The 26,449-nt window shown below is 58.3% G+C and carries 22 protein-coding genes and 1 tRNA gene; 13 read left to right on the top strand and 10 right to left on the bottom strand.

From position 1 onward, the window contains the following. Window positions 1-65 precede the first annotated feature (65 nt). Entirely contained in the window at window positions 66-1,280 is a 1,215-nt protein-coding gene (locus IE087_RS17335; protein WP_189370630.1) for an NADP-dependent isocitrate dehydrogenase, read from the top strand. On the opposite strand, the gene IE087_RS17330 is transcribed toward IE087_RS17335, so the two are convergent. Continuing rightward, a complete protein-coding gene (locus tag IE087_RS17330; RefSeq protein WP_189370629.1) occupies window positions 1,277-2,110 on the bottom strand; it encodes a class II glutamine amidotransferase in 834 nt (277 codons plus the stop codon). The genes IE087_RS17335 and IE087_RS17330 overlap by 4 nt on opposite strands. Before the next feature lie 3 nt (window positions 2,111-2,113). Next, window positions 2,114-2,320 (bottom strand): DUF6356 family protein, encoded by a 207-nt coding sequence (locus tag IE087_RS17325; RefSeq protein WP_189370628.1) that lies wholly within the window; start codon window positions 2,318-2,320, stop codon window positions 2,114-2,116. Window positions 2,321-2,434: 114 nt separating this feature from the next. Here IE087_RS17325 and IE087_RS17320 point away from each other — a divergent pair, with 114 nt between their 5' ends. From IE087_RS17320 to typA, 3 genes are all read left to right on the top strand, one after another. Further along, complete coding sequence (locus IE087_RS17320; protein WP_229801441.1) at window positions 2,435-2,893, top strand: Lrp/AsnC family transcriptional regulator; 459 nt, start codon at window positions 2,435-2,437, stop codon at window positions 2,891-2,893. A gap of 11 nt (window positions 2,894-2,904) precedes the next feature. Continuing rightward, a complete protein-coding gene (locus IE087_RS17315; protein ID WP_189370626.1) occupies window positions 2,905-3,240 on the top strand; it encodes a DMT family transporter in 336 nt (111 codons plus the stop codon). A gap of 160 nt (window positions 3,241-3,400) precedes the next feature. Next, on the top strand, window positions 3,401-5,218 hold the full coding sequence (gene typA / locus IE087_RS17310) for a translational GTPase TypA (RefSeq protein WP_189370625.1): 1,818 nt from the start codon (window positions 3,401-3,403) through the stop codon (window positions 5,216-5,218). A gap of 55 nt (window positions 5,219-5,273) precedes the next feature. Here the strand turns inward: typA and IE087_RS17305 are convergent, their stop codons facing one another. The 3 genes from IE087_RS17305 to recA form a co-directional block, all read right to left on the bottom strand. Beyond that, the gene (locus IE087_RS17305) at window positions 5,274-5,561 is read right to left on the bottom strand and encodes a DUF1330 domain-containing protein (protein WP_189370624.1); all 288 of its coding nucleotides are present in this window, start codon (window positions 5,559-5,561) and stop codon (window positions 5,274-5,276) included. A gap of 1 nt (window position 5,562) precedes the next feature. Next, window positions 5,563-8,250, bottom strand: a complete 2,688-nt coding sequence (gene alaS, locus IE087_RS17300; protein WP_189370623.1) for an alanine--tRNA ligase — start codon at window positions 8,248-8,250, stop codon at window positions 5,563-5,565. 157 nt (window positions 8,251-8,407) lie between these two features. Then, the gene (gene recA, locus IE087_RS17295) at window positions 8,408-9,418 is read right to left on the bottom strand and encodes a recombinase RecA (protein WP_189370622.1); all 1,011 of its coding nucleotides are present in this window, start codon (window positions 9,416-9,418) and stop codon (window positions 8,408-8,410) included. 198 nt (window positions 9,419-9,616) lie between these two features. Here recA and IE087_RS17290 point away from each other — a divergent pair, with 198 nt between their 5' ends. Beyond that, window positions 9,617-10,216, top strand: coding sequence for a gamma-glutamyl kinase (locus IE087_RS17290; protein WP_189370621.1), 600 nt, complete (start codon window positions 9,617-9,619; stop codon window positions 10,214-10,216). A gap of 5 nt (window positions 10,217-10,221) precedes the next feature. Here the strand turns inward: IE087_RS17290 and IE087_RS17285 are convergent, their stop codons facing one another. From IE087_RS17285 to guaB, 3 genes are all read right to left on the bottom strand, one after another. Then, window positions 10,222-12,429 (bottom strand): ATP-binding protein, encoded by a 2,208-nt coding sequence (locus IE087_RS17285; protein WP_189370841.1) that lies wholly within the window; start codon window positions 12,427-12,429, stop codon window positions 10,222-10,224. 252 nt (window positions 12,430-12,681) lie between these two features. Further along, window positions 12,682-13,842: an RsmB/NOP family class I SAM-dependent RNA methyltransferase gene (locus IE087_RS17280; RefSeq protein ID WP_189370620.1), complete on the bottom strand. Its 1,161-nt coding sequence runs from the start codon at window positions 13,840-13,842 to the stop codon at window positions 12,682-12,684. Window positions 13,843-13,886: 44 nt separating this feature from the next. Continuing rightward, window positions 13,887-15,335 (bottom strand): IMP dehydrogenase, encoded by a 1,449-nt coding sequence (gene guaB / locus IE087_RS17275; protein WP_189370619.1) that lies wholly within the window; start codon window positions 15,333-15,335, stop codon window positions 13,887-13,889. A 42-nt stretch (window positions 15,336-15,377) separates the two neighbouring features. Here guaB and IE087_RS17270 point away from each other — a divergent pair, with 42 nt between their 5' ends. The 8 genes from IE087_RS17270 (at window position 15,378) to IE087_RS17235 (ending at window position 23,031) form a co-directional block, all read left to right on the top strand. Beyond that, on the top strand, window positions 15,378-16,427 hold the full coding sequence (locus IE087_RS17270) for an acyl-CoA desaturase (protein WP_189370618.1): 1,050 nt from the start codon (window positions 15,378-15,380) through the stop codon (window positions 16,425-16,427). Continuing rightward, entirely contained in the window at window positions 16,411-17,367 is a 957-nt protein-coding gene (gene speB, locus IE087_RS17265) for an agmatinase (protein WP_189370617.1), read from the top strand. The genes IE087_RS17270 and speB overlap by 17 nt, the downstream gene beginning before the upstream one ends. Before the next feature lie 145 nt (window positions 17,368-17,512). Continuing rightward, the gene (locus IE087_RS17260; protein WP_189370616.1) at window positions 17,513-19,549 is read left to right on the top strand and encodes an ASKHA domain-containing protein; all 2,037 of its coding nucleotides are present in this window, start codon (window positions 17,513-17,515) and stop codon (window positions 19,547-19,549) included. After that, window positions 19,546-20,385, top strand: coding sequence for a class I SAM-dependent methyltransferase (locus IE087_RS17255; RefSeq protein ID WP_189370615.1), 840 nt, complete (start codon window positions 19,546-19,548; stop codon window positions 20,383-20,385). The genes IE087_RS17260 and IE087_RS17255 overlap by 4 nt, the downstream gene beginning before the upstream one ends. Before the next feature lie 38 nt (window positions 20,386-20,423). Further along, window positions 20,424-20,497, top strand: a tRNA-Gly gene (locus IE087_RS17250). An 85-nt stretch (window positions 20,498-20,582) separates the two neighbouring features. Further along, a complete protein-coding gene (nrtS, locus tag IE087_RS17245; RefSeq protein ID WP_189370614.1) occupies window positions 20,583-20,825 on the top strand; it encodes a nitrate/nitrite transporter NrtS in 243 nt (80 codons plus the stop codon). Window positions 20,826-20,831: 6 nt separating this feature from the next. Beyond that, window positions 20,832-22,475: a sulfatase-like hydrolase/transferase gene (locus tag IE087_RS17240; RefSeq protein ID WP_189370613.1), complete on the top strand. Its 1,644-nt coding sequence runs from the start codon at window positions 20,832-20,834 to the stop codon at window positions 22,473-22,475. A gap of 4 nt (window positions 22,476-22,479) precedes the next feature. Beyond that, window positions 22,480-23,031 (top strand): hypothetical protein, encoded by a 552-nt coding sequence (locus tag IE087_RS17235; protein WP_189370612.1) that lies wholly within the window; start codon window positions 22,480-22,482, stop codon window positions 23,029-23,031. Here the strand turns inward: IE087_RS17235 and IE087_RS17230 are convergent, their stop codons facing one another. Both IE087_RS17230 and IE087_RS17225 read right to left on the bottom strand, forming a co-directional pair. Continuing rightward, entirely contained in the window at window positions 23,032-24,651 is a 1,620-nt protein-coding gene (locus tag IE087_RS17230; RefSeq protein WP_189370611.1) for a long-chain-fatty-acid--CoA ligase, read from the bottom strand. A gap of 215 nt (window positions 24,652-24,866) precedes the next feature. After that, complete coding sequence (locus tag IE087_RS17225) at window positions 24,867-26,246, bottom strand: peroxidase family protein (RefSeq protein ID WP_229801440.1); 1,380 nt, start codon at window positions 26,244-26,246, stop codon at window positions 24,867-24,869. Between the last annotated feature and the right edge of the window lie 203 nt (window positions 26,247-26,449).

Raw genomic sequence — 26,449 nt, 5'->3', positions numbered from 1 at the left:
TTTCCAAATCGGTTCTGACCCGCTAAGCGCTATGCACGACTGACAGTGCTGCAAAGGACCCATCCATGACCAAGATCAAGGTAGAGAACCCCATTGTCGAAATGGATGGGGACGAGATGACCCGCATCATGTGGGATTTCATCAAGAAGAAGCTGATCGAACCCTATTTGGACATCGACCTGCTCTACTACGATCTTGGGATCGAGGAACGCGACCGGACCGAAGACCAGATCACTATCGACGCCGCCGAAAAGACCAAGGAGGTTGGCGTTGCCGTCAAGTGCGCGACCATCACGCCGGACGAGGCGCGGGTTGAAGAATTTGGCCTGAAGAAGATGTGGCGCAGTCCCAACGGAACGATCCGCAACATTCTGGGCGGCGTCATCTTCCGCCAGCCCATCATCTGCCGCAACGTCCCTCGTCTGGTGCCCGGATGGACCAAGCCCATCGTGGTGGGCCGCCATGCCTTTGGCGACCAGTACAAAGCCACTGACATGAAATTCCCGGGTGCGGGCACATTGACCATGAAATTCGTGGGCGAAGACGGAACCGAGATCGAGCACGAAGTCTACAAAGCGGACAGCGCCGGCGTGTTCATGTCGATGTATAACATCGATCCATCGATCTACGATTTTGCGCGGGCGTCCTTCAACTATGGCCTGAGCCTTGGCTGGCCGGTTTATTTGTCAACCAAGAACACGATCCTCAAGCAATATGACGGGCGGTTCCTCGAAGTCTTCCAAGAGGTTTACGACACCGAGTTCAAGGAGCAGTTCGAAGCGGCAGGTATCTGGTACGAACACCGCCTGATCGACGACATGGTGGCCTGTGCCATCAAATGGAATGGTGGTTTTGTCTGGGCCTGCAAGAACTATGATGGCGACGTGCAGTCGGACGTGGTTGCCCAAGGTTTCGGATCGCTGGGCATGATGACGTCCCAGTTGATGACCCCCGATGGCAAGATCGTGGAAGCCGAGGCCGCGCACGGCACTGTTACCCGCCACTACCGCCAGCATCAGGCGGGTGAGCAGACATCGACCAACTCAATCGCATCGATTTATGCATGGACCGGCGGGTTGAAGCACCGGGCGAAGCTGGATGGCAACACGGCGCTGCAGAACTTTGCAGAGACATTGGAAAAGGTGATCGTTCAGACCGTCGAAAGCGGGCACATGACCAAGGACCTTGCCTTGCTGGTCGGTCCCGATCAGGGGTGGCTGACCACAATGGGGTTCCTCGAAAAAATTGACGAGAACCTGAACAAGGCGCTTGCCGGCTAGGCAACCTTCTGGTCGTTCAGCGACCCCGCTTCGCGTGGGGTGGGGTCGTCAAAATGACGTGGAACAAAACGGCTGGTCGACACGCCGTCCGGGCCGAAACTACGGAACGTTCCCTGTGCCACTTCGGTCCACCCGTCATGTTCGGCATCGAAAGGTTCCGACACGATGGCCCATCCCTGCCAGTTTTCCTTCCACCGATAGTAAAGCGATGGCGCCTTATCGTCGGACGCGTAGCGCGCCGCATAAAGCGTTTCGCCATCCGAGAACGCGGCGGATAACCGCATATGCGGTGTAGTTCCATGGCGTTTTGACAGGGCTTCAAGGTGATAAACGGCGTGTTCCATGGCTTTGCGTGGATTGCTGTCGAGCCCCGCACCTGCCGCCAAAAGGAACAGGGTTTCTGAATCCGTTGCCCCTTTGCGATGTTCATACAGTGCGTCTGTGATCAGCATGTCCGCCTTTTTGCGGAACGCCCCAAAACCGCCGACCTGACCATTGTGCATAAAAGACCAGCGCCCGACGGCAAACGGGTGGCAGTTGTTTCGGCTGGTGGCCGTTTCGGTCGACGCCCGCACATGCACCAGAAACATCCCGGATTTCACCTGACTGGCTATAGATTGGAGATTTGGGTCGGACCACGCCGGATACACATCGCGAAACAGCCCCGGTTCCGGTCTGTGCGCGTACCACGCCAAACCGAACCCATCCGCGTTGACAGGCGTCTTACATTCCTCGGCTGACAGCGACTGATTGACAAGCGAATGCTTCGGCTCTGCAACCATGTCCGACAGGAACAAGGGTGCCCCTGTGTAAGCGGCCCATCTACACATGCGTCAGCGACCACGGTTGTGGGTTTTGGCATACATGCCAGCGATCATGTTGCTTGCCGTCTTTTCGAACAGGCATGGGATCACCGCATGGACCAGCGCCGCGCCGCCAGCCAAGAACAATCGGACAGCAAATCCACCCGCGAAAACGGCATGTTGCGCATAGCTTTCATCTACGCTGCGGGGGTGGGACAGAAACATACGGGTCAGCATCTGAAACTCCTGAATTGGTTTCGATCACCATATGTCAGGGTCCGAGATATTTTTTCCCAATTTGACCCCAGTGGGGGCCTTGCGATGTGACATGCTCCCACCAACATAGGGTTGATGAAGACATTTGATGACATAGACATGCGAATCCTGCGCGAATTGCAGATGGACGCAGGCGTTTCCCTAGAAACGCTTGGTGACAGGGTCGGTCTGAGCAGGAATGCATGCTGGCGGCGGGTACGCGCGCTGGAAGAAAATGGCGCCGTCAAATCCCGGGTGGCCTTGTTGGACCCGGCCGCGGTCGGGCTGAGCCTGATGGTGTTCATGCAAATTCGCACGCACAGTCACGATCCGGACTGGCAGCAAAAATTCAATCGGGCGGTTCAGGCCATTCCCGGCATTTTGAGCGCTTATCGGATGACCGGTGATCTGGATTATTTGGTCCGGGCGCGCGTATCAGACATGGCGGGTTATGATGACCTGTATCAACAGCTGATCCATCACGTGCCCATTGCAGATGTGTCGGCCAGCTTCGTTATGGAAGAGATCAAGGACAGCACAGCCCTGCCCATCTGAAAGACACGCCAATGCCCCTTCATTACGTTTACCTCGTTCTGGCCGTCGCCGCCGAGACGATCGGCACAACCGCGCTTCAGGCCAGCAATCAGTTCACGCGGATGGGGCCAACGCTGCTGGTTGTTCTGGCCTATGGGGTCGCGTTTTACTTTCTGGGCATCGCGCTGAAATACATTCCGGTCGGCATCGCTTATGCCCTTTGGTCTGGATTGGGGATCGTCCTGATCGCCTTGATTGGCTTTGCGGTGTTTGGGCAAGTCCTCGATCTGGCTGCCATCCTTGGATTGGGATTGATCATTACGGGCATTGTGGTGATTCAACTCTTCTCGACCACGGCGACACACTAGAGGCCATTGGCCCTTTCATTCTGCATTGCAGCGCTATATGGGCCGGACAACGGGCGCACTGTCTACTCAAGACCGTGTCGCCAGCATCGGACATTTATGTCCTACCGCTACGCTACTTGAGGACACTGACGTCCTACCGCTACGCTACTTGAGGACAGATATGGATCTGCGCAACATCGCCATCATCGCCCACGTCGACCACGGCAAGACCACGCTTGTGGACGAATTGCTGAAACAGTCGGGCACGTTCCGCGACAATCAGGCCACCACTGAACGGGCCATGGACAGCAACGACCTGGAGCGTGAGCGTGGGATCACCATTCTGGCCAAGGCCACATCCGTCGAGTGGAAAGGCACGCGCATCAACATCGTGGACACCCCGGGCCACGCCGATTTCGGTGGCGAGGTAGAGCGCATTCTTTCGATGGTTGATGGTGTTGTGCTGCTGGTCGACGCAGCCGAAGGGCCGATGCCCCAGACCAAATTCGTGACGTCCAAGGCACTTGCGCTGGGCCTGCGTCCGATCGTCGTGCTGAACAAGGTAGACAAGCCGGATGGCGAGCCCGACCGAGCGCTGGACGAGTGCTTTGATCTCTTTGCCAATCTGGGCGCGGATGATGACCAGCTGGATTTTCCCGCCATGTATGCCAGCGGTCGCAGCGGCTGGGCAGACATGGAGCTGGACGGCCCCCGCAAAGACCTGTCGGCCCTGTTTGATCTGATCGTGGATCACGTCCCTGCCCCGGCCCAGCTAGCGGCCAAGGACGAACCGTTTCGCATGCTGGCAACAACGCTTGGATCGGACCCGTTTATTGGCCGTATCCTGACGGGTCGTGTTGAATCCGGCACCCTGAAAGCGGGTGAGACCGTCAAGGCCCTGAGCCGCGATGGAACATTGATCGAGAACTTCCGCTGCACCAAGATCCTTGCCTTCCGCGGGCTTGGGCAGCAACCCATCGATATGGCGGAAGCAGGCGATATCGTGACGCTTGCGGGTATGTCAAAGGCTACCGTGGCAGACAGTATCGTGGCCACCTCGGTGTCCGAGGCCCTGCCCGCGCAGCCTATCGACCCGCCGACCATCACAGTCACCTTTGGCATCAACGACTCGCCCCTGGCTGGTCGCGACGGCAAGAAGGTGCAATCCCGTGTGATCCGCGACCGTCTGATGAAAGAAGCGGAATCGAACGTCGCCATCAAGATCACCGACACCCCGGGCGGCGACGCCTTCGAAGTGGCGGGCCGTGGCGAATTGCAGATGGGTGTTTTGATCGAGAACATGCGTCGCGAAGGGTTTGAACTGAGCATTTCGCGCCCGCAGGTCCTGTTCCAGGAGATCGATGGCGTTCGGCACGAACCCATCGAGGAAGCCACGATCGACGTGGATGACGAATACTCAGGCGCTGTCATCGAAAAACTAACGGGCGCGCGCAAAGGCAATCTGGTCGAGATGAAACCGGCGGGTGCGGGAAAAACGCGCATCGTCGCCCATGTGCCGTCGCGCGGCTTGATCGGCTATCACGGTGAATTCCTGACAGACACACGCGGCACCGGCGTGCTGAACCGGGTATTCCACGAATGGGCCCCACACAAGGGCCCGATCCCGGGACGGCGCGCAGGCGTCCTGATTTCGATGGAGAATGGACAGTCGGTCGCTTTTGCATTGTGGAACCTTGAAGAGCGCGGGCGCATGTTCATCGGCGCGCAAGCGGACGTATACACCGGCATGATCATCGGTGAGCACAGCCGGGACAATGACCTGGAAGTGAACCCGCTGAAGGGCAAGAAATTGACCAACGTCCGTGCCTCGGGAACGGATGAAGCGGTGCGACTGACCACGCCGGTGACGATGTCGTTGGAAGAGGCGATTGCCTATATCGACGATGACGAGTTGGTGGAAGTGACGCCAAACGCCGTGCGGTTGCGCAAACGCTATCTGGACCCGCATGAACGCAAGCGGATGGCACGGGCGTCTTAAGTCGGGACTGGGGCGTTGCCCCAGACCCCATGGTATTTTCAGTCAGAAGAAACGGCTACTCGGACGTTTCGACAATCAGGAGTTCGCGCTCAGAGGCACCACGAGCGTGCTCGAGTGCAGTCTGATACGCGTCTGAATGGTAGCACCGCTCCGCGGTTTCAACGTCCGGGAATTTAGCAACCACATTGCGGGGGCGATCTTTGCCCTCAAGCTGCACGTAGCGACCGCCGCGTGCGATGAACGTTCCCCCATGATCTGCAATGGCGATCGTCGCCCCGGCGGCGTATTTCTTGTACGCCTCTTCGTCCGTCACCGTGACATGTGCAATCCAGAGTGCTGGCATCTTATCCTCCCATGACCGCTTTGGCCGCTGCAATGGCGGCGTCCGCATTTGCTGCATCCTTGGCCCCGCCCTGAGCCATGTCGGGGCGGCCGCCACCACCCTTACCACCCAATTCGACTACGGCGGCCTTAACCAGATCAACGGCGTTCACGCTGTCGATCTTGTCCTGCGTGACACCGGCAGCCACGGCCACTTTGCCATCCGCATCCGCGATCAGAAGGATCGCACCCGTCCCCATGCGGCTTTTGTGTTCGTCAATCAATGCGGGCAGATCACGACCTGTCACACCGCTCAGCACCTGCGCGAGGAAGGGCGTTCCGTTGACATCCTCGGCCACGGGTGCGGCTTGCCCGCCGCCCGCCATGGCGAGATCGCGACGCAACTGCGCCACTTCGGCGGCCAGCGCCTTGCGTTCATCCATCAGGGCCTTGACCCGCGCCGGAACGTCCTGGGCCTGCGCTTTGAGCTCGGTGGCCGTCTCGGCCAACAGGTGATCTTGTCCGCGCAGATAGTCCATTGCCGCCTGCCCCGTCAGCGCCTCGATCCGGCGTACACCAGCACTGGATGCGCTGTCACCGAGCGTGACGAAAGCGCCAATGTCGCCGGTTTGACGCACATGTGTGCCGCCGCATAACTCAAGCGAGTAGGTGTCACCGCTGATGCCCTTACCGGATCCGGCTTCGGTCCCCATGGACACCACGCGGACTTCGTCACCGTATTTTTCACCAAACAGCGCTTGTGCCCCCAAGGCGCGAGCATCATCCGGCGTCATGACCCGCGTTTCGACTGGCGCGTTCTGGCGGATATAGGCGTTGACCTCCGCCTCGACCGTGTTCAATTCCTCAAGGCTCATCGCCTTGCCATGGCTGAAATCGAAGCGCAGGCGATCCGGCGCATTGAGTGAGCCGCGCTGTGCGACGTGGTCCCCGAGCGCATTGCGGAGCGCCTCGTGCAGCAGGTGCGTGGCCGAGTGGTTGGCGCGAATTGTGGTGCGACGCGCATGATCAACTTCGAGCCGAACCGGGTCGCCGACAGACAACTGACCGCTGTCCACCTTCAGGTAGTGAGCGTAAAGACCGCCCGCCCGCTTTTGCACATCGCTGACATGTCCCGAAAACCGGGTCTCGTGTTCTTCCTGGCTTCCTTCCAAGCTCCGCACATATCCGTGGTCGGCAACCTGCCCACCCGATTCCGCGTAAAACGGGGTCTGATTGAAGACAACCCAGGCACCGCCGCCTTCAACATCCAGCGATTGGACTTCAGCGCCCTCATTGACAATGGCAAGCACCACACCTTCAGCGATTTCGGTGTCATAGCCCAGAAAGTCGGTGGCAGCGTGACTGTCAACCAAATCGAACCAGACGGTGGCATCGGCAGCTTCGCCTGAACCTGACCACGCGGCACGTGCCTTGGCTTTTTGCTCGGCCATGGCGGCATCAAAGCCATCCGTGTCCACCCCGTATCCCTTTTCGCGCAGCGCATCCTGCGTCAGATCAAGCGGGAAGCCATATGTGTCATAGAGTTTGAAGGCTGCATCACCCGGCAGGTCCGCGCCTTCAGCCAGGCCAGCAACCTCGTCATCCAGCAGTTTCAGCCCCCGGTCGAGGGTCTGCTTGAACCGGGTTTCTTCGGCCTGCAGCGTTTCCGTGATCAGCGATTGCGCCTGCCCCAGTTCCGGATAGGCGGCGCCCATCTGCTGCACCAGCGCAGGTACCAAACGGTACATCACCGGGTCCTTGGCCCCCAACAGGTGCGCATGCCGCATCGCGCGACGCATGATGCGGCGCAGCACGTAGCCACGCCCGTCATTCGATGGCATCACGCCATCCGCAACCAGGAACGAGGTCGAACGCAGGTGATCGGCGATCACCCGATGATGCAAGTTCTGATCGCCGTAAGGGTCGACACCCGTGGCATCCGCAGACGCCTCGATCAGCGACTTGAACAGGTCGGTGTCGTAATTGTCATGGCTGCCCTGCAACAGCGCCCCGATCCGCTCAAGCCCCATGCCGGTGTCGATGGACTGCATGTCCAGATCGACCATCGAGCCATCTTCGAACTGCTCGTTCTGCATGAAAACGATGTTCCAGATTTCGATGAACCGGTCGCCATCCTCTTCCGGACTGCCGGGAGGGCCGCCCCAAATGTGTTCGCCATGGTCATAGAAAATCTCGGTACATGGGCCGCAGGGGCCGGTCGGACCCATCTGCCAAAAGTTGTCGGAGGTGGCGATGCGAATAATCCGGTCTTCGGGAACGCCGACCTTCTTCCAGATCTCGAACGCTTCGTCATCGGTATGGTACACGGTGACATAGAGCCGTTCCTTCGGGATACCGAACTCGCCCGTGATCAGATTCCATGCAAACGGGATCGCTTCGTGCTTGAAATAGTCGCCGAAGCTGAAGTTGCCGAGCATCTCGAAGAACGTGTGGTGACGCGCCGTATAGCCCACATTGTCGAGGTCATTGTGCTTGCCCCCGGCCCGCACGCATTTCTGGGCTGTGGTCGCGCGCGTGTAGTCGCGTTTCTCTAACCCGGTAAACAGGTTCTTGAACTGCACCATGCCCGAGTTCACGAACATCAGTGTTGGATCGTTGCGTGGCACCAGCGGGCTGGATGGCACGACCGCATGTCCTTGTTTTTCAAAGTAATTCAGAAATGTCGAGCGGATGTCATTGAGCGATGGCATGGGCGTAGGTCCGGGCGTCTGATTGGTCGCTCTGACATAGCGCTGCGCCGCGGCAGTGTCCACAAACGAAACAGGGTGCCGCCTTCGCGACACCCTGTTCCAGATACTGTCTTTACCACGTCTGGTGCGCCTGGGTCCGTCCCCTGCACCTGACCGATCAGGCTTCGAGGATATCGTCATCCTCGATCTGTTCATGTTTGGGCATATCGAAGTCGAGCCCGTGCGCCGCACGAATCTTGTCTTCGATCTCGTAGGCGATACGTCCGTTTTCCTTCAGGAAGGTCTTGGCGTTCTCGCGCCCCTGCCCGATCCGTTCATCACCATAGCTGAACCAGGAGCCCGATTTCTCGACCACACCAGCCTTCACGCCAAGATCGAGCAGTTCGCCCATTTTCGAGATGCCTTCGCCATACATGATGTCGAATTCCACCTGCTTGAACGGCGGCGCTACCTTGTTCTTGACGACTTTCACGCGGGTGGCATTGCCCACGACCTCGTCACGATCCTTCAGCGCTCCAATGCGGCGGATGTCCAAACGCACCGAAGAATAGAATTTCAGCGCGTTGCCCCCTGTGGTGGTTTCGGGCGAGCCAAACATGACACCAATCTTCATCCTGATCTGGTTGATAAAGATCACCATACAGTTCGACCGGCTGATCGATCCCGTCAGCTTACGCATGGCCTGGCTCATCAAGCGGGCCTGCACACCGACGCTGCTGTCGCCCATGTCGCCCTCAAGTTCTGATTTGGGTGTCAAAGCGGCCACAGAATCAACGATAACCATGTTCACAGCACCGGAGCGCACCAGAGTATCGGTGATCTCAAGCGCCTGTTCACCTGTGTCCGGCTGCGAAATCAGCAGCTCATCAAGGTTAACGCCCAGCTTCTTGGCATATTGCGGATCCAGCGCGTGCTCTGCATCGACAAAGGCACAAACCCCACCCGCCTTTTGCTGCTCTGCCACACAGTGCAGGATACCCAACGCAATGTCGAGTCCAAGCGAACCGGTTGAACTCGCCTTAATGTCCTGAATGGCGTTTTCATCGCCGAGTTTCATGATCGACCCCTTGCCGAACTGACGCTCGATCTGGGCCAGTGCGCTGTCGAGCGCCTTTTGTTTGTCTGCCGATTTCTTGTCTGTCATGGTCAAAAGGTCTGCCGTTGCCATTGCTTTGGTCCTTTGTGTCATACCCGCCGGGGGGCGGCAATCACTGCCGAGGATGCTTCGATGTTCCCCTTGCGTTCCTTATGAGATCAAATCGGGAACATTTCAATAAATTTCTACGTAACCACCTTTTTCCAACACGGGTTAAGGAGTAGTTTACGGCCCAAAGCAAAGTTGAAGAAAAGCTGAACGGGGCAGGACATGTTGGTGTTTTACAAGGCAAAGCTGGCATTTCTGGCCGTGCCCAAGACCGGATCCTCGGCCTACGAAACCGCTTTGGCACCGCATGCGGACCTCGTTATTTCTGAACCTCCTTCGCTGAAACATGCGCCGGTGTATCGCTACAACCGATTCATTCGCCCCATGTTCCTAAAAGTCTGTGATGTGGAATTGGACGTCATGGCGGTTATGAGAGACCCCATAAGCTGGTTGGGCAGTTGGTGGAGGTATCGGCAACGCCCGTTCATGCAAGGCAAACCAAACGCCACCCATGGCATCAGCTTTGACGACTTTGTGCTGGCATACATGAAGGGTAAGAAACCCGAATTTGCGGATGTTGGGAGCCAATACAAGTTTCTGGAACGTCAGCCAAACGGAACAGGTGTCACACATCTGTTCCGCTACGAGGATCAGGCCCGTCTACAAGCTTTCTTAACCGAACGGCTCGGCGTCACCTTTGAGTTGAGACAGGAAAACGTATCGCCCGCGCGCCCAGTGGAGTTGTCCAAGGAAGTAGAGAAACGATTCCGTCGAAAACTCGCAGAAGAATTTGCGCTATATGAAAGCATCCCAACGGCTTAGGTCAGTCAATGTAGTTGTTGGTGCACAGTTTCGGCCAGATCATTGAGTGAGAAGGGTTTCGGCAGGAAGACCGAATTGGGGATCTCTCTTTGTTGGTCTGTCAGTCGATCTTCGGCATAGCCCGAAACAAAAACAACGCGCACATCGGGACGTTCCCGAAGTGCTTCGCGCACCCATGATGGACCATCCTTTCCGGGCATGACCACATCCGTTACGAAAAGATCGACATTCAAGGAAACATCTTCCAACGTTTTGAGCGCTGCTTCGGCGGAATCCGCTTCAAGCACAGTGTATCCGCGTAGTCGCAATGCGCGGCTGGCGAAAGCGCGCACCGGTGCCTCGTCCTCGACCAACAAAATCACACCGTCGCCATGTTTGGGCTCTGTCAACTGAGCAGGCACTTTCGCAGCAGGCTTTTTCGATTTTGTCACTTCGAGAACGGGGAACATGATCGAAAAACACGTTCCTTTCCCCGGCGTGCTGTCGACGAAGATAAACCCCCCTGTTTGCTTTACGATCCCGTAAGCGGTGGACAGCCCAAGGCCGGTCCCCTCACCGGTTTTTTTGGTGGTGTAGAACGGCTCGAACACTTTTTGCAGCTTGTCGGCCGAAATACCGACGCCCTGATCAACGACTCGCAAGCAGACATAGTCTCCAGCGGGCACACACACGCGATCACGTTCCAATGGTTCGGACAAAGTCACACATTCGGTGTCGATCTGAATTTCGCCGCCGTCAGGCATGGCATCACGCGCGTTAACCACGAGGTTCATCAACACCTGTTCCAACTGCCGCTTGTCTGCGCGTATGGGCTTCAAAACCGGGTCATGGGACAGATTCAGCGTGACTTTTTCACCGACCAGGCGGTTCAGCAAATGGGTGAGATCCGACATCGTGTCGCGCAGATCAAGTTCTTCCGGTCGAAGCGTCTGCTTGCGAGAGAACGCGAGCAGCTGACCCACCAGCGCGGCGGCACGATTGGCGTTCTGGTTGATCTGTACGAGGTCGCTGTAGTCCGGGTCGCCTTGGTCATGGCGCAGCAACAACAAGTCGCAATGGCCGGAAATCGCAGTGAGCAGGTTGTTGAAATCATGGGCAACACCTCCCGCAAGTTGACCGATCGCCTGCATTTTCTGGCTTTGAACGAACTGCGCTTCCAGTGTTTTCAGCTCTGTCGCATCTGCGAGGACGGCGACTACGGAAACCTCGCCGTCTTCGTTCATTCGGTTTAGCGCGACCTGAACAAACATTTCTTTGTCGGACCGTGTCAGCCTCAGAAATTCCGACTGCTGCACCGCGCGCCCAGACACGGTTTCTTCCAGCCAATCACTGATCGGGCGCCCCAGCCCCGCCATCAAATCAGAAATTTGTTTCCCAACGGCCAGCGCATTTCCAATCAAATCAGACGCACAACGATTGAACGCGCGCACTTCGCCATCCGGCGAAAACCGAACGAGTGGCACTGGCAAATCCTCGAGCGAGGCCCAACTGCCCGATCCCTCATCGGCGCTTTGGGCCGGCGGCGGCAAAAGGTAGAAGGCGCGTCGGCCTGCGCCGGCCTCGACCTGTGTGACAAGAACGTCGACGGGTCCGTCAGGTGACGTCAGCGGGTTCACCGCACCCAGTTTTACGGGGACTTGTTCAAACACAGCCTCAAGCGTTTTGACCCGGCCACCGACAAGCTTTCGGGCGCTTTCATTCATATAAAGCACGGCGCCTGTTCGACCAACCATCAGCATCGGCAACCCGGGGCCATCCGCCCCTCGCCCCTGCCCCGTGTCTGGTGCTGCCTCCAACCTCCACAAAAGCGTGTCGTTTTCCATTTCGTGCACTGCGAGGCGCATATGGCCCTTCCGCGTCACGATGTCTTCTCGTGCGGCACCGTCAATCTCGGCCTGCTTTTTCAGCCGAAACAGGATACCGCCCGGGTTGGCAAATGTATTGCGAAGCGTGCCCGCCATCGTCTCGCCCTTGCGGGTGGCATAAGTCTGGCGTGCAGCGGCATTGGCTTGCAAGACTTCACCATCGGTTGTGCACACAAAACTTGGAGAGGCATCCCTTTCGATAAAAGAAGCTATGGTCGAAATGGTGTTTTCGAGGCGTGATCGGGTTCTGCGGGCCTGCAGAACAATCGCAATGCCGAGCCCCATGAGCGCCAGCGATGCCGCCAAAAGCCCCATTTGCAGCAATCGATCCGGCGCGAGAACACCCATCACCCCAAGTAAAACGGCCGCGCCAAGAAGGCTGACCGCACGATGCGAGCCATCCCTTTCCGGGGGTGTCAAATTGATCGGCGATCCCACGCTATTGGGCACCAGGCACCTCGTCTCTCTCGATTCGTTGTGCCTTTCTGCGGCCAAAACGGTTAACTGCCTCTTAAGCCCTACCCGTTTCCGCCCAGCAGAGAGGTGACGCCAAAGGCGAAACATCTCGACACGATAAACCTGAGGTTGAGTAAGCCCCTCTCAACCTGTGCGTGTCAAGTGCGCAGAAAAGAACCCGTCGCCCCAATCATCAACCGCCCAGCGTTGCGTCGCGCCAGCTTGAAACCCAAAGGCCTCTGCTGTGAAGTTTTGAACCTGCTCTTCGTTTTCCTCGCGCAACACCGAACAAGTCGCGTAGACAAGCGTTCCGCCCGGTACGACAAGCGTGGCGGCTTGCGTCAAAACCTGGCGTTGAATGCGCATCAGCTCTTCCAACCTATCGCGGGTCAGCGCCCACTTCGCCTCGGGCGTCCGCCGCCATGTACCCGACCCGGAACACGGCGCATCAACGAACACCAAATCAAATGGCCCGTGGGATACGAGCCTCTCTGGCGAACAAATCATGATGTCATGCCCACCTCGCGCCGCCCGAGTGGGCAGGTCAATCATCCGCGCCGCATCAATGTCACTGGCCGTCACGTTCCAGCCAAGAGCGGCCATCGCCAGCGCTTTGCCGCCACCACCGGCACACATGTCCAACGCCCGCCCAGGTACCCCCAGCCCAGCAACGGCGGCCTGACTTGACCCATCCTGAATGTCCACAAGCCCGTCGTGGTAGGCCGTCGCGTTTCGAACACGCCTGGCACCATCCACAACAGTCAGAGCTGTTTCGGCACGCGGGTTGATCATGGTCACAACACCATCACGTTCCAATGCCTTTTGCGCATCCGGAACAGTGGTTTTGGAGATGTTGGCCCGCAATGTCACAGGTGCGCGCTCCTTTAACGCATGCGCTGAACGCTCAGCGTCTTCACAGAGACTTGCCTCAAAGATCGGCATCAGCCAATCGGGCAGATCCCAGGCGACACCTCTGGGCATAACCTGATCACTATCTTCACGTTCAAGATCGGACAACGGTGCAGGTGCATGCCCTTGACCATTCAACAACTGGTCCGGGTCGATACATTGGTCACGCAGCCTGCCAATCATGCGTCCGCGTCCGGTCTCCGCGCCGCCGCGAGCCGCATCACTGCGCCAATTTCGAAGCACATCAAAGACATGGTCACGCACAGCAGCCCGATCCTTGGATCCAGCAAAGCGACTGGCGCGGGCCCACCGGGACAGCGCTTTCTCTGCAGGTTGGCCTTCGCCTATCGCATCGAGGATTTCGATGGCTGCAGCCACACGTGCGCCCGGTGTCATCGCACAATTCCTAGTTTAGGATCGCACTGCAACACATTGATTTCTCACATAACGCGATAGTTCGGAGATTCACGCGTGATCTGCACATCATGCACGTGACTTTCCTTGAGACCAGCACCGGTGATCTTTACGAAATTGCAATTCTTCCGCATCTCATCAACTGTTGCACAGCCGGTGTAACCCATCGCAGCCCGCAATCCGCCGACCAGCTGGTGGATAACGGCGCCGGCTGATCCCTTATATGGCACCTGCCCTTCGATCCCTTCGGGCACCAGCTTGTCACTGGCTGCGTCCTTCTGGAAATACCGATCTGCAGAGCCCCGCGCCATGGCGCCCAAACTGCCCATGCCGCGATAAGACTTGAAGCTGCGGCCCTGGTAAAGGATGACCTCGCCCGGAGATTCATCTGTACCGGCAATCATGCTTCCGACCATGGCGCAGGACGCGCCAGCAGCAATCGCCTTGGCAAAATCGCCCGAGAACTTGATCCCGCCATCAGCAATGACAGGCACATCGCCAGCTGCGGCAGCACAGTCCATGATCGCGGTCAACTGTGGGACACCGACCCCCGCCACCATCCGTGTGGTGCAGATAGAGCCTGGCCCAATACCGACCTTCACCGCGTCAGCGCCTGCATCGATCAACGCGCGCGTCGCTTCTCCGGTCGCAACATTACCCGCAACGATCTGCACCTCGTTCGACAGGTTTTTGGCCCGCCGCACCGCCTCTGCAACGCCTTCGGAGTGTCCGTGGGCTGTGTCGATCACGATCATGTCCACGCCTGCGTCGACAAGCGCTTGCGACCGTTCAAAGCCCGCATCTCCGACAGTGGATGCGGCCGCCACGCGCAGACGTCCCAGATCATCCTTGCAGGCTGTCGGGTTCAAAACAGCCTTCTCCGTGTCTTTGAGTGTCAGCAAACCCGTGAGCTTTCCGTCGGCGTCGGTCACCAGCAGCTTTTCGATCCGCCGTGCTTTCATCAGGCTGATGGCTTCATCCCGGTCCGCAGGTTCATGCAAGATGGCAAGGTCCTTGGTCGTCATCATCACGGACACAGGCGTCTTGTCATTCTCGGCAAAGCGCATGTCTCGGTTGGTCACGATCCCGACGACACGTCGGTTTTCATCCACCACGGGAAACCCAGAAAAACCATAGCGTTCTGACAGCTCACGGGCATCTGCAAGGGTCTGCGTGGCACTTAGCGTGATGGGATTGTAGACGATACCGCTTTCAAACCGTTTGACGCGGCGAACCTCCTGCGCTTGTGCATCAATGTCGAGATTGCGGTGCACGACCCCCATACCACCAGCCTGCGCCATGGCGATCGCCATGCGCCCCTCGGTCACGGTGTCCATCGCTGAACTGAGCAACGGAATGTTCAGTGCAATGCTTTTGGTGACACGGGTCCGCGTGTCTGCGGTCGTGGGCAGCACGTTGGACGCGGCTGGAACCAGAAGAACATCATCGAAGGTGAGCGCCTCGCGAATCTCCATGGGGGTCTCCTTGGGAGGGTTCGTTTGACGCCTCCCTATTTCATGGACCTGCAAAAATGGGAAGCCCTATTGCGTGAATGGTATCCTCAAGCCACGCTGCAACTTATGTACGCCGAAAAACCATCCAACATGCCTGACCTTTGTGATACCGAGCGGGTCATCTCGGAACTGGGCACCTGCAACATGCGCGGAACGGTTCGCGTGGACGTCTGGAAAACCCTATGGGTCATTGGCCACGGCGTTTTGGGGATCATGGGCGTGTTGCTGTTTCCTCAATGGGACGCAGCCATGGTTTTTCTGGCGTTAACCACACTCACCGTTTGTGCAGGACATTCCGTTGGAATGCACCGCTTATTGATCCACCGCAGTTTCGAGACGCATCGTATGATCGAGTATATGTTGGTCTGGCTGGGCACATGTGTCGGAATGGCTGGTCCGATTGGTATGATCCGCACCCACGACATGCGCGACTGGCATCAGCGACAGCGCATGTGCCCCGCCCATCCCGCACATCGCGCCAGCCTTGTCAGGGATGCATGGTGGCAGCTTTGCTGTCGATATGATCTCGTTCACCCGCCGCGCTTTGTGCTTGAGCAGCGCGTGGACCAAGATCGCATCTATGCGTGGATGGAACGCTTGTGGTGGCTGCAAAACCTGCCTCTTGGATTGTTGCTGTTTGCCCTTGGCGGGTGGGCTTGGGTTCTTTGGGGCATCAGCCTGCGCATTTTTGTCTCGCTGGTTGGCCATTGGTGGATTGGCCATGTCGCACATCGGCGCGGTCACCAGAGCTGGGTGGTGACAGGGCTCCCAGTACAGGGTTTCAACGTGCCCCGCTGGAGCCTCGTGACCTTTGGAGAAAACTGGCACGGCAATCATCACGCGTTTCCGTACTCAGCGCGTCTTGGGGTCGAAAAAGGCCAGCTTGACCCGGGGTTCTGGCTGATCTCAACGCTCCAGTCGCTGGGTTTGGCCTGGAACGTCAAAATGCCGGGTGACGAGCCAGATCGCCCAGGCCTCATCCGCGTAGAGAACAGGGCTTGCACCGGCAGGGCATGCACAGGCATGGTCCAACCTCATGACAAACACATATGATACTGGCCGCCTAAACCTTCCTTTCGTGGGCATTTCAACCTTCGGCAAGCGACCCTATGTCGAAGATTGGGCAAAGCTGGATGCCGATGTCGCAATACTCGGCGCGCCTTTCGATGCTGGGACGCAATGGCGCTCAGGCGCAAGGTTCGGCCCGCGCGCGGTGCGCGAGGCATCGACGCTGTTCAGTTTTGGCCATGCCGGAGCCTACGACCACGAAGACGACGCCACCTACCTGCCCGAGACTGTGCGGATCATGGATATGGGTGATGCCGACATCATCCACACAGACACCGAAGGGTCCCACGCCAACATTGAGACCGGCGTGCGGGCGGCTCTCGCTGCGGGTGCCCTGCCCGTCACCATTGGCGGCGACCACTCGGTCAACATCCCCTGCATCCGCGCCTTTGACGGCCAAGGCGACATCCACATTCTTCAGATCGATGCACATCTGGATTTTGTCGATGAACGACATGGCGTACGCCATGGCCACGGAAACCCCATGCGCCGTGCGGCGGAATGCGATTATGTCAACGGTCTGACGCAAGTGGGCATCCGCAATGTAAGTTCCACAGCAAAAGAGGGCTATGACGACGCACGCGCCATGGGATCGGACATCCTGTCGGTGCGACAGGCGCGGGCTCTGGGTCCGAAGGGCGTGATTGATCGTATTCCCGACCGTGCGCGTCTCTATATTACCATCGACATCGATGCGTTCTGCCCCTCGATTGCACCCGGCACCGGCACACCCAGCCATGGAGGCTTTCTCTATTATGACGTGCTTGAGATGTTGCAAACAGCGGCAAGACGGCATGACATTGTAGGCATCGACTTGGTGGAGGTTGCGCCGGACTATGACCCAACCGGATCGACGGCCATTCTCGCAGCGCAAGTATTGATGAACCTGCTGGGCTTCATCTTTCACGCCCGTGCGGGCGGATAGCACGAAAAGCGCCAACCGCCGCAATCCGGAGCGAGGGTTAAAGATGAGCGCAATCTGACGCCTGCGGAACGAGCCATGTCGTTTGACACCTTTCCACTGGCCGCGCCGTCACTATTGTAAGGGCAGGCAAGATTCCGAGGCGTTCATGAGCACCGATCCACTCGTCGTATTCACCCCTTCCGGCAAGCGCGGCAACTTCCCTGTCGGCACACCCATCCTGACCGCTGCGCGGCAATTGGGAGTCGACCTAGATTCCGTGTGCGGTGGCCGCGGGATTTGTTCCAAGTGTCAGATCACACCCAGCTATGGAGAATTTCCAAAACACGGTGTGACCGTGGCCGACGATGCCCTTTCTGAGTGGAACAAGGTCGAGGAACGCTACAAATCCAAGCGCGGATTGATCGATGGCCGTCGTCTCGGTTGTCAGGCCACAGTGCAAGGTGACGTGGTGATCGACGTCCCGCCAGAAAGCCAGGTGCACAAGCAGGTCGTGCGCAAACGGGCCGAGGCGCGGGACATCGTCATGAACCCGTCGACGAAACTGTATTATGTCGAGGTTGCCGAACCCGACATGCACGATCCTTCCGGCGATCTGGAGCGCCTGGTGGCAGCAATCGACGCAGATTGGGGCATCACCAACATTCACGCGGATCTACATATTCTTCAGGCCCTGCAACCGGTACTGCGCAAGGGGAGCTGGAAAGTCACTGTCGCCATCCACCTCGGAGATGACGAGAATGCACCACGGATCATGCATATCTGGCCGGGTTACTACGAAGGCGCCGTTTACGGCCTTGCGGTTGATCTTGGGTCCACCACAATCGCAGCGCATCTGTGTGATCTGACCACCGGAGAAGTTGTCGCCTCTTCGGGTATCATGAACCCACAAATTCGCTTTGGCGAGGATCTGATGAGCCGTGTCAGCTATGGCATGATGAATGCGGGCGGTGCGGACGAGATGACGTTGACCGTGCGCGAAGGGATGAATGCCCTGTTCACGCAAATCGCGACGGAGGCCGAAATTGACAAAGGGCTGATTGTCGACGCCGTTTTTGTCTGCAACCCGGTCATGCACCACTTGCTACTGGGTATTGATCCGTTCGAGCTCGGCCAGGCACCTTTTGCACTGGCGACCTCAAATGCACTTCGTCTGAGAGCCTATGACCTGAACCTCAATATCCACCCCTCGGCTCGGATCTATCTGCTGCCATGTATTGCCGGACACGTCGGAGCGGATGCTGCTGCCGTGGCCTTGAGCGAGGCACCGGACAAGTCGGACGACCTGATGTTGGTCGTCGACGTCGGCACCAATGCAGAGATCTTGCTGGGCAACAAGGACAAGGTCCTCGCCTGTTCTTCCCCGACAGGCCCCGCGTTTGAAGGCGCACAGATTAGCGCAGGCCAACGTGCGGCACCCGGCGCGATCGAGCGGGTCGAGATTGACCCCAACACGAAAGAACCGCGTTTCCGTATCATTGGTGTTGATCAATGGTCTGACGAAGATGGGTTTGAGGCTGCCGCCGCGGGCACCGGTATCACCGGAATCTGCGGGTCAGGAATCATCGAAGCGATTGCGGAAATGCGCCTTGCAGGTCTGTTGGACGCATCGGGGCTGATCGGAAGCGCGGCACAGACCGGATCACAGCGCAGTGTCATTGACGGACGCACGCACGCCTATGTCCTGCACGACGGTAGCGCGACAGGCGGTCCCCGCATCACCATCACAAACCCCGATATCCGCGCCATCCAGATGGCCAAGGCCGCGCTCTATTCCGGGGCACGCCTACTGATGGACAAGTTTGGCGTGGACACTGTCGACCGCGTTGTACTGGCAGGCGCCTTCGGGGCGCACATATCGTCCAAGCACGCCATGGTGCTGGGCATGATCCCCGACGCGCCGTTGGACAAAGTGACCTCGGCGGGTAATGCGGCCGGAACGGGCGCGCGCATCGCTTTGCTGAACCGTGATGCCCGGGCCGAGATCGAAGAGACAGTCCGGCGCATCCACAAGATCGAAACAGCCATCGAACCCCGGTTTCAGGAGCATTTCGTGAATGCATCTGCAATCCCCAATTCAGCCGACCCTTTCCCGATCCTGAACAGCCTCGTAACCCTTCCCGATGTTAGTTTTAACACAGGCGGCGACAGCGAGGGCGGACGCCGGCGCCGGAGGCGTGCATGACAAACGCAGATCAGGAGGAATTCTGGACATCCGATGCAGGCCCCAAATGGGTCGCACAGCAGGCTCAAATGGATGCCGTTCTGGCCCCCGTCATGGAACTTTTGATGGCGCGGGCATCGCTGAAACCCGGTGACCGCGTGCTTGATATCGGGTGCGGCACAGGCGTTAGCGTGGCCGCAGCGGCGCAGGCGGTTGGGCACCGCGGACACGTGACAGGCCTTGATATCTCGCAAACCATGCTGGACCTCGCCAGTCAGCGTATGGCGACAACGACCAATATTGCGTTTCTGAAGGCGGATGCGCAGTCGCATCCGTTTACTTCACTGTTTGACGCGATGATTTCACGCTTTGGCGTCATGTTTTTTGACGACACAGTTGCCGCACTATCCAACCTAGAAGCAGCTCTGGCACCGGGCGGCACCATGACATTTGCGGCTTGGGGACCGGCACCGCAGAATCCATTTTTCATGGTTCCAGCCAAGGCGGCTGTGGGTGTATTGGGCGACCTGCCCAAGGTCGATCGCACATTACCCGGTCCCTTCGCGTTCGAAGACAGCGCTCGTGTTCTGGAGATGATGGAACAGGCCGGGTTGAGCAATACCGATGTCGAAACCGTCGCTTTGGACCTCACCCCACCCGGCAACGCTTCGGAGACGGCCGCACTCTTTCTCGACATCGGTCCGGCACAACGCGCGGTCGAATATCACGAGGCAGACACAGCGATGACAGCAAGAGTGCACCAGGCGGTGGCCGACGCCATTTCTGACTTTGACACGTCGTCTGGCCTACGTATTCCTGCCTGCATCCACATCTACCGCGCACGCAAACCCGCTTGACGCGAGGCCCACCCACGCATATCCCGAACATCCACGGCGCGGGTATGGTGAAAAGGTATCACGCGAGCTTCCCAAGCTTAAGTTACGGGTTCGATTCCCGTTACCCGCTCCATGTTTTCTTCACAGTTGCGTGCGAAGACGCCTAAATCCGTTGCATTCGGAACCATTTGGTCCAATTTGGAGCGACAGGAGGCAAAATGGCACATCCAACAGCTTGGCAGATCGCCACCGACCGATCCGTTGTGCGACGCGCAACCAAGATTGCCATTGTCGTCGGTGTGGTCATTGCGGTGATCAATCACGGCGATCGGATAGTGACGGCGCAAATGGACCCCGTCGCTTGGGTCAAATGCGCACTTACCTTCCTTGTGCCCTACTCCGTCTCCACCTACTCTTCGGTTATGGCCGTACGCGAGCGGCTGCAAAGCCTCGGGGACTGACCGATCTTGAACATTCTGTTTGTGATGTATGACCAGCTGCGGTTCGACTACCTCAGCTGTGCCGGGCATCCACACCTTGATACGCCGAACTTCGACCGGGTGGCGGCGATGGGCGTCCGCTTTACCAATGCATATGTACAATCACCAATCTGTGGCGGATCGCGCATGTGCTATTACACAGGGCGCTACGCTTCGTCTCATGGCGCACACTGGAACGGCTTTCCCCTACGCGTGGGCGAACACACTTTGGGCGATCACCTGCGCAAGATCGGCATGTCCTGCCACCTGATCGGCAAAACGCACATGACTGTCGACGCCGAAGGCATGGAGCGTCTTGGGCTGGATGCGGACAGCCTGATCGGCGTGCGCACCACGGAATGCGGGTTCGATCCATGGGTGCGCGACGACGGGCTTTGGGCCGAAGGGCCAGACGGGTTTTATGATGAAAGGCGAAGCCCTTACAACGAATACCTCAAGTCCAAAGGGTATGATGGCACCAATCCATGGGCCGACTACGCCAATGCCGGAGTAAGGGACGGTCAGATCGCTTCGGGCTGGTTCTTTGACAACACGGACCTGCCAGCCAACATCCGCGAGGAAGACAGCGAAACGCCATGGCTCACATCGGAAGCCATCCGTTTCATCGACCAGACCAAGGGGCCTTGGTGCGCGCATCTAAGCTACATCAAACCGCATTGGCCCTACATCGTGCCCGCGCCCTACCACGACATGTACGGACCCAACCACGTGCCCGCCGCCAACCGCGGCGACGAGGAACGGGACGATGCCCACCCGGTCTTTGACACGTTCATGAGCGGCCCAGTGGGTCGCGCCTTTCAGGATGAAGAGGTGCGCGCCAAGGTCATCCCGGCATATATGGGCCTGATCAAGCAATGCGATGACCAGTTGGGTCGCCTGCTCGATCATCTGGAAGAAACGGGGCAGATGGACAGCACCATGATCGTACTGACATCGGACCACGGTGACTATTTAGGCGATCACTGGTTGGGCGAAAAAAACCTGTTCCATGACCCATCGGTCAAGGTGCCGATGATCGTCTTTGACCCGCGTGAGGCAGCCAACAGCACCCGCGGCTCCACATGCGATGCGTTGGTCGAATCCATCGACCTTGCCGCAACCTTCGTTGAGGCAGCAGGTGGCGCCGTACCTGATCACATCATCGAAGGGCGCAGCCTGTTGCCGTGGTTGCACGACGAAACACCGGATTGGCGGGATTACGTGATTTCTGAGTACGATTTCTCTGCAACACCGGTTGCCGTGAAATTGGGGCTAGAGCCAAGAGACTGCCGCCTCTTCATGGTGTTCGACGGACGATACAAACTGATGCACTGCGCAGCCCCCAGCCTGCGCAACATGCTGTTCGATCTCGAAACGGACCCCCACGAGCTGCACGATCTAGCAAAAACGGACCAACACCGCGACATAGAGGCGAAGCTGCTGAACCACCTGCACGACTGGGGCCTGCGCATGTCGCAACGCACCACACGGTCCGAAGACCAGATCAAGGCCATGCGCGGCGCCTCAAACGGCAAGGGCATCTTGATTCACCTCAAGGACGGATCAGAAGTCGATGAAAAACTGACAGAAAAATACCGTGGCCCTGCCCGCCAGAACCACCTCAAGGATTGATCAAATGCACCGCCACTTTTTTGCAATCGCGGCCATCGCAACAACCCTCGCACTCCCGGCCGCGGCGCAACCTTCTTATGACATGGGCGCACTCCCCAAGGGCGCGACCTTCACCTGGCGCGCGCACAACGGCAACGCCAAGGTCAAAGTCATGGGCCATGACGGCTCGCTTTTCAAGTTCCGCTACACCCGCGACGCAAGCCTTGGGGAACCGGTCAAAGTCACCTCATGGTCCGACAGCATGGGCAATACCGTCAAGGCGCGCGTGCCGAGCGGAACCGTCACCTTCGCCCCGCATGATTGCAGCATGACGCCAGGCACGTGCCGATACACGGAAAAGCACTCCAGATACGGTACACGCACCTTCATCCGAACACGAACGTTCAAGGACGGCATCTGGCACTACACCGTACACAAGGACCGCGTTGCTGCGGCCAACCTGCACGAAAAGGGAACGGTCAATATCGACAGCTATGGCGTGCCGCTCGACCGCGACTATCAAATCTTCGAAAGTGGAGCAGTCGTAACGACCGGGTGGGCCCGGCGAAACCGCTGATCAACCGATCAGCACCTCGCCAAACTCGTCCCGCAGGTTCCGCTTGAGCACCTTTCCGGTCGCATTGCGCGGCAGCACATCGATAAAGACAACCTTATCCGGCACCTGCCACTTGGCAATCTTGCCTTCGAAAACGGCTAGAACTTCCGCTTCACTGGGCGATTGCCCTTCGGCCACAACGGCAACCAAGACCGGCCGCTCGTCCCATTTCTCATGCCGCGCGCCAATCACCGCTGCATCCGCCAAAGCCGGATGTGCAATGGCGATATTTTCCAGATCGACAGATGAAATCCACTCGCCGCCCGACTTGATAATGTCCTTGGACCGGTCCTTGATCGACAGGTACCCATCCGGGTCCATTGTCGCCACATCACCTGTGTCAAACCAGCCATCCGTCAGCGTCTCGTCCCGCGACTTCAGGAAGTAACTGTCCAGAATCCAGTGCCCCCGCACCATCAAGGCACCCTGCGCCTCTCCGTCATGGGGCAGCGGTTTGCCGTTATCGTCCATGATTTCCAATTCAACACCCCAGGGCGCGCGGCCCTGGTTCTCACGCAGTTTATGCTGCGCTTCGATAGGCAAGTCAGCATGTTTGGCCAACGGCTGGTTGGACGAACCAAGCGGCGACATTTCTGTCATGCCCCAGGCGTGGATCAGTTCCACGTCGTACTTCTCGCGGAATGCAGCGATCATGGACGGTGGACAGGCGGAACCGCCCACAACAGTCCGTTTTAGGGATGTCAGTTGCGAGCCTGACGCCTCCGCTTCGCCCAGCAGACCCAGCCAGATCGTCGGCACGCCGAGGGCAATAGATACTTTGTGCCCATCGATCAGCTTGACCAGCGACGGCCCATCCAGTCCCGGCCCGGGCAACACTATCCGCGCACCCACCTGCGCACAGGCATAGGGCGTGCCCCACGCATTCACATGGAACATTGGCACCACCGGCAGCACCACGTCACGGGCAGAAAACCCGATACAATCCGGGGTGTTGGACGCAAAAGCGTGCAGGACAGTCGAACGATGGGAATATAAAACGCCCTTCGGGTTCCCGGTCGTTCCGGACGTGTAGCACAGCGACGACGCCGTGTTCTCATCGAACTCCGGCCACTCGAAGGCAGGCGAGCCGGTGGCAATCAACTCGTCGTAAAACTGGAGGCCCTCAATCTCTTCCGCAGCTGCCTCATCGCGACCGTCCATCAAAACGATATGCTTCACACCGGGGATCTTGTCACGTATCGCTTTCACAAGCGGAACAAAGGTGCGGTCGATGAAAAGCACCCGATCCTCGGCATGGTTGATGATGTAGATCAGCTGTTCGGGAAACAGGCGCGGATTGATCGTGTGGCAGACCAGCCCTGCGCCGGACACACCAAAGTAAATCTCAAGGTGCCGCCGGTTGTTCCACGCAATGGTGGCGCAGCGGGCATGGGGCTCCAACCCAAGCTTAAGCAGCGCGTCACCCAACCGATGGGCATTGGCCCCAACCTGCCCCCATGTTGTCTCTTCCACGCCTCCACCAGTGTTCACGGACGTAATGGCTGTATCCCCATGATACCGCGCCGCGTGATCGACCAATGAAGAAATGGTCAGAGGGTAGTTCATCATTTGGCCAAGCATCTGCGCCTCCCGTTTTTCCTGTCAGAGCAACGCCTTGCCTGCGCGGCCCTCCCCGGCCCCGCGCGTTCCTCCCTTGCGTCAACCCTGCCAAGGGGCGGCTGGCCTTGCAAGCATCGCGTGCAGAGATGACGTCAGGATAGGGCCAAAAAAATCAGCATCAAAAAAGACAGGGGCCAGCGCGCACGCCAGCCCCCGCCCCCCAGGTTAAACCCTGATCAGCCGCATTGCAGGTCTTTGGCATGGGCAATGTGCCCGCGATGCGCTTCAACATAGGCAATCAGACCGGCCAGAACGCTCGGCTGCCCCTTGAACCCGTGCCACGGTTTGAAATGAGGCACGTGCAGGAAGGTTGTGGAATCCCGCTTGAGCAGGTTGGCAAAGACGGATGCCACCAGACGGCCCCCGGCCCCGGTCAACTTGCCATGGCCTTTCTCTTCCGCTTCTTGCAGACAGTAGAACCACAGCGGTGTCTTGGTGATGCCCTTGGCCTTCAGGATGGCAGGCGGATCGATGGGATGCGTCCCAAGATGCGCCGCCAATTGCTGACCGCTGGCCAGTTGATAGGTGTAGCGGTCACGCACCATGTTGCGCAGGGCCAGATTGCGGGACTGATCCAGCGTCAACGTTTCCTCGATATCCGCCAGCTCAATCGGCGCGTGGACAAAGGGAAGGTTGAGCAAGGGCGTCCCGAGTTTTGGCCCGACAGGCCGCGCCTTTTGCGACGACACATCACCATTCATTTCAAAGAACATCGCATAGTCGAGGTTCCCCTCAACCGGACGACGGCCGAAGCCGAGCGTGGCGAACAGGCCCTTGGGATCAGCCCCCTCGGTCAGCGCGTACTCAAACTGGGTTGTCGCATGACCAAACCGGTATCCCGCACCGGTGAACTCCACCGGCATAACCGGAGCATCCCACCCAAACGCGTGGTTCTCCAGCGCCCAGTCCAGGCATTCCTGCTTGATGAAGGCGGGCAGCAACTCGCACCACACGATCCACTGATAGTGCAGCCGGATAAAGCGGCGCACTTCTTCGAAGTTGGTCAGTTTTGGGCTCACGTGGTCATGCCAGATATGCTTCGGCAGCCCCTCGTGGGCGCAAGCCTTGATGTCCTTTGCATCATCGCCATCTTCGACCCGTTTGCTCATCAGGATATTGTGCAGCTCGATGAAAATCGCCTGAACCTGCGCCACGATGATGTTCTCATCGTTGCGCGGATCGCCGATCAGTGCCTTGCCGGCACAGGTCCGAGCCAGGTCGCGCGGATTGTCCTTCCGTCCAAAGACGAGAAATTGCTCCGCCTCACCCTCACCATAGAGATGCGGTGACGCTTCAGGTCCCGCGCCATAAACGCAGTCCAGATCGAGACTTGGCGTTCGCACATTCGGGATCGTTGAAGGATCGATGCGCGTGCCAAGGGCCGACGTCGCATCAAGGGTTATGTCGTGATCCACGAACTGACCCAGGAATGTCATGCCCGCATCTGCATGCCCATCCTCGTTCTGGGTCGCCCCCATGGATTGCGCGAGTTCATCCAGTGCCGCAATCACATCCGCATGGGTGATGTTCTTGATGTGAACAGGGTTCGCGGGCAAAACGCGCCCAAGCGTTTGAGCAAATGGTCTTGAAGGTCCTTTGCCATGAATACACGTTTTGAAAAGTTGATCGAGCCGTGTCAGCCCGTGTTGTGTGCCAGCCATAATATTGGCCTCCGGTGCATGTTAAAGAAACAGAGCGCAAAATACGGCGCGCCCTACGCAACATTATTGCACGCAAACACAACCTCGGGTCAGGTCAG

This window comes from Tateyamaria omphalii, assembly GCF_014651375.1.
Lineage (GTDB): Bacteria > Pseudomonadota > Alphaproteobacteria > Rhodobacterales > Rhodobacteraceae > Tateyamaria > Tateyamaria omphalii.
This window is presented reverse-complemented; position numbering and strand designations above follow the sequence as displayed.

Bases quoted from the DNA above. Each gene is read 5' to 3' on its own strand.
- IE087_RS17280 (WP_189370620.1), bottom strand. From the start codon at position 13,842: ATGACACCGGGCGCACGTGTGGCTGCAGCCATCGAAATCCTCGATGCG.
- recA (WP_189370622.1), bottom strand. From the start codon at position 9,418: ATGGCAACGGCAGACCTTTTGACCATGACAGACAAGAAATCGGCAGAC.
- IE087_RS17320 (WP_229801441.1), top strand. From the start codon at position 2,435: ATGAAGACATTTGATGACATAGACATGCGAATCCTGCGCGAATTGCAG.
- IE087_RS17290 (WP_189370621.1), top strand. From the start codon at position 9,617: ATGTTGGTGTTTTACAAGGCAAAGCTGGCATTTCTGGCCGTGCCCAAG.
- IE087_RS17260 (WP_189370616.1), top strand. From the start codon at position 17,513: ATGAGCACCGATCCACTCGTCGTATTCACCCCTTCCGGCAAGCGCGGC.
- guaB (WP_189370619.1), bottom strand. From the start codon at position 15,335: ATGGAGATTCGCGAGGCGCTCACCTTCGATGATGTTCTTCTGGTTCCA.
- IE087_RS17335 (WP_189370630.1), top strand. From the start codon at position 66: ATGACCAAGATCAAGGTAGAGAACCCCATTGTCGAAATGGATGGGGAC.
- IE087_RS17330 (WP_189370629.1), bottom strand. From the start codon at position 2,110: ATGTGTAGATGGGCCGCTTACACAGGGGCACCCTTGTTCCTGTCGGAC.
- typA (WP_189370625.1), top strand. From the start codon at position 3,401: ATGGATCTGCGCAACATCGCCATCATCGCCCACGTCGACCACGGCAAG.
- nrtS (WP_189370614.1), top strand. From the start codon at position 20,583: ATGGCACATCCAACAGCTTGGCAGATCGCCACCGACCGATCCGTTGTG.
- alaS (WP_189370623.1), bottom strand. From the start codon at position 8,250: ATGCCATCGCTCAATGACATCCGCTCGACATTTCTGAATTACTTTGAA.
- IE087_RS17285 (WP_189370841.1), bottom strand. From the start codon at position 12,429: ATGGGTGTTCTCGCGCCGGATCGATTGCTGCAAATGGGGCTTTTGGCG.
- IE087_RS17230 (WP_189370611.1), bottom strand. From the start codon at position 24,651: ATGCTTGGCCAAATGATGAACTACCCTCTGACCATTTCTTCATTGGTC.
- IE087_RS17325 (WP_189370628.1), bottom strand. From the start codon at position 2,320: ATGCTGACCCGTATGTTTCTGTCCCACCCCCGCAGCGTAGATGAAAGC.
- IE087_RS17305 (WP_189370624.1), bottom strand. From the start codon at position 5,561: ATGCCAGCACTCTGGATTGCACATGTCACGGTGACGGACGAAGAGGCG.
- IE087_RS17270 (WP_189370618.1), top strand. From the start codon at position 15,378: ATGGACCTGCAAAAATGGGAAGCCCTATTGCGTGAATGGTATCCTCAA.
- IE087_RS17315 (WP_189370626.1), top strand. From the start codon at position 2,905: ATGCCCCTTCATTACGTTTACCTCGTTCTGGCCGTCGCCGCCGAGACG.
- IE087_RS17255 (WP_189370615.1), top strand. From the start codon at position 19,546: ATGACAAACGCAGATCAGGAGGAATTCTGGACATCCGATGCAGGCCCC.
- IE087_RS17235 (WP_189370612.1), top strand. From the start codon at position 22,480: ATGCACCGCCACTTTTTTGCAATCGCGGCCATCGCAACAACCCTCGCA.
- speB (WP_189370617.1), top strand. From the start codon at position 16,411: ATGACAAACACATATGATACTGGCCGCCTAAACCTTCCTTTCGTGGGC.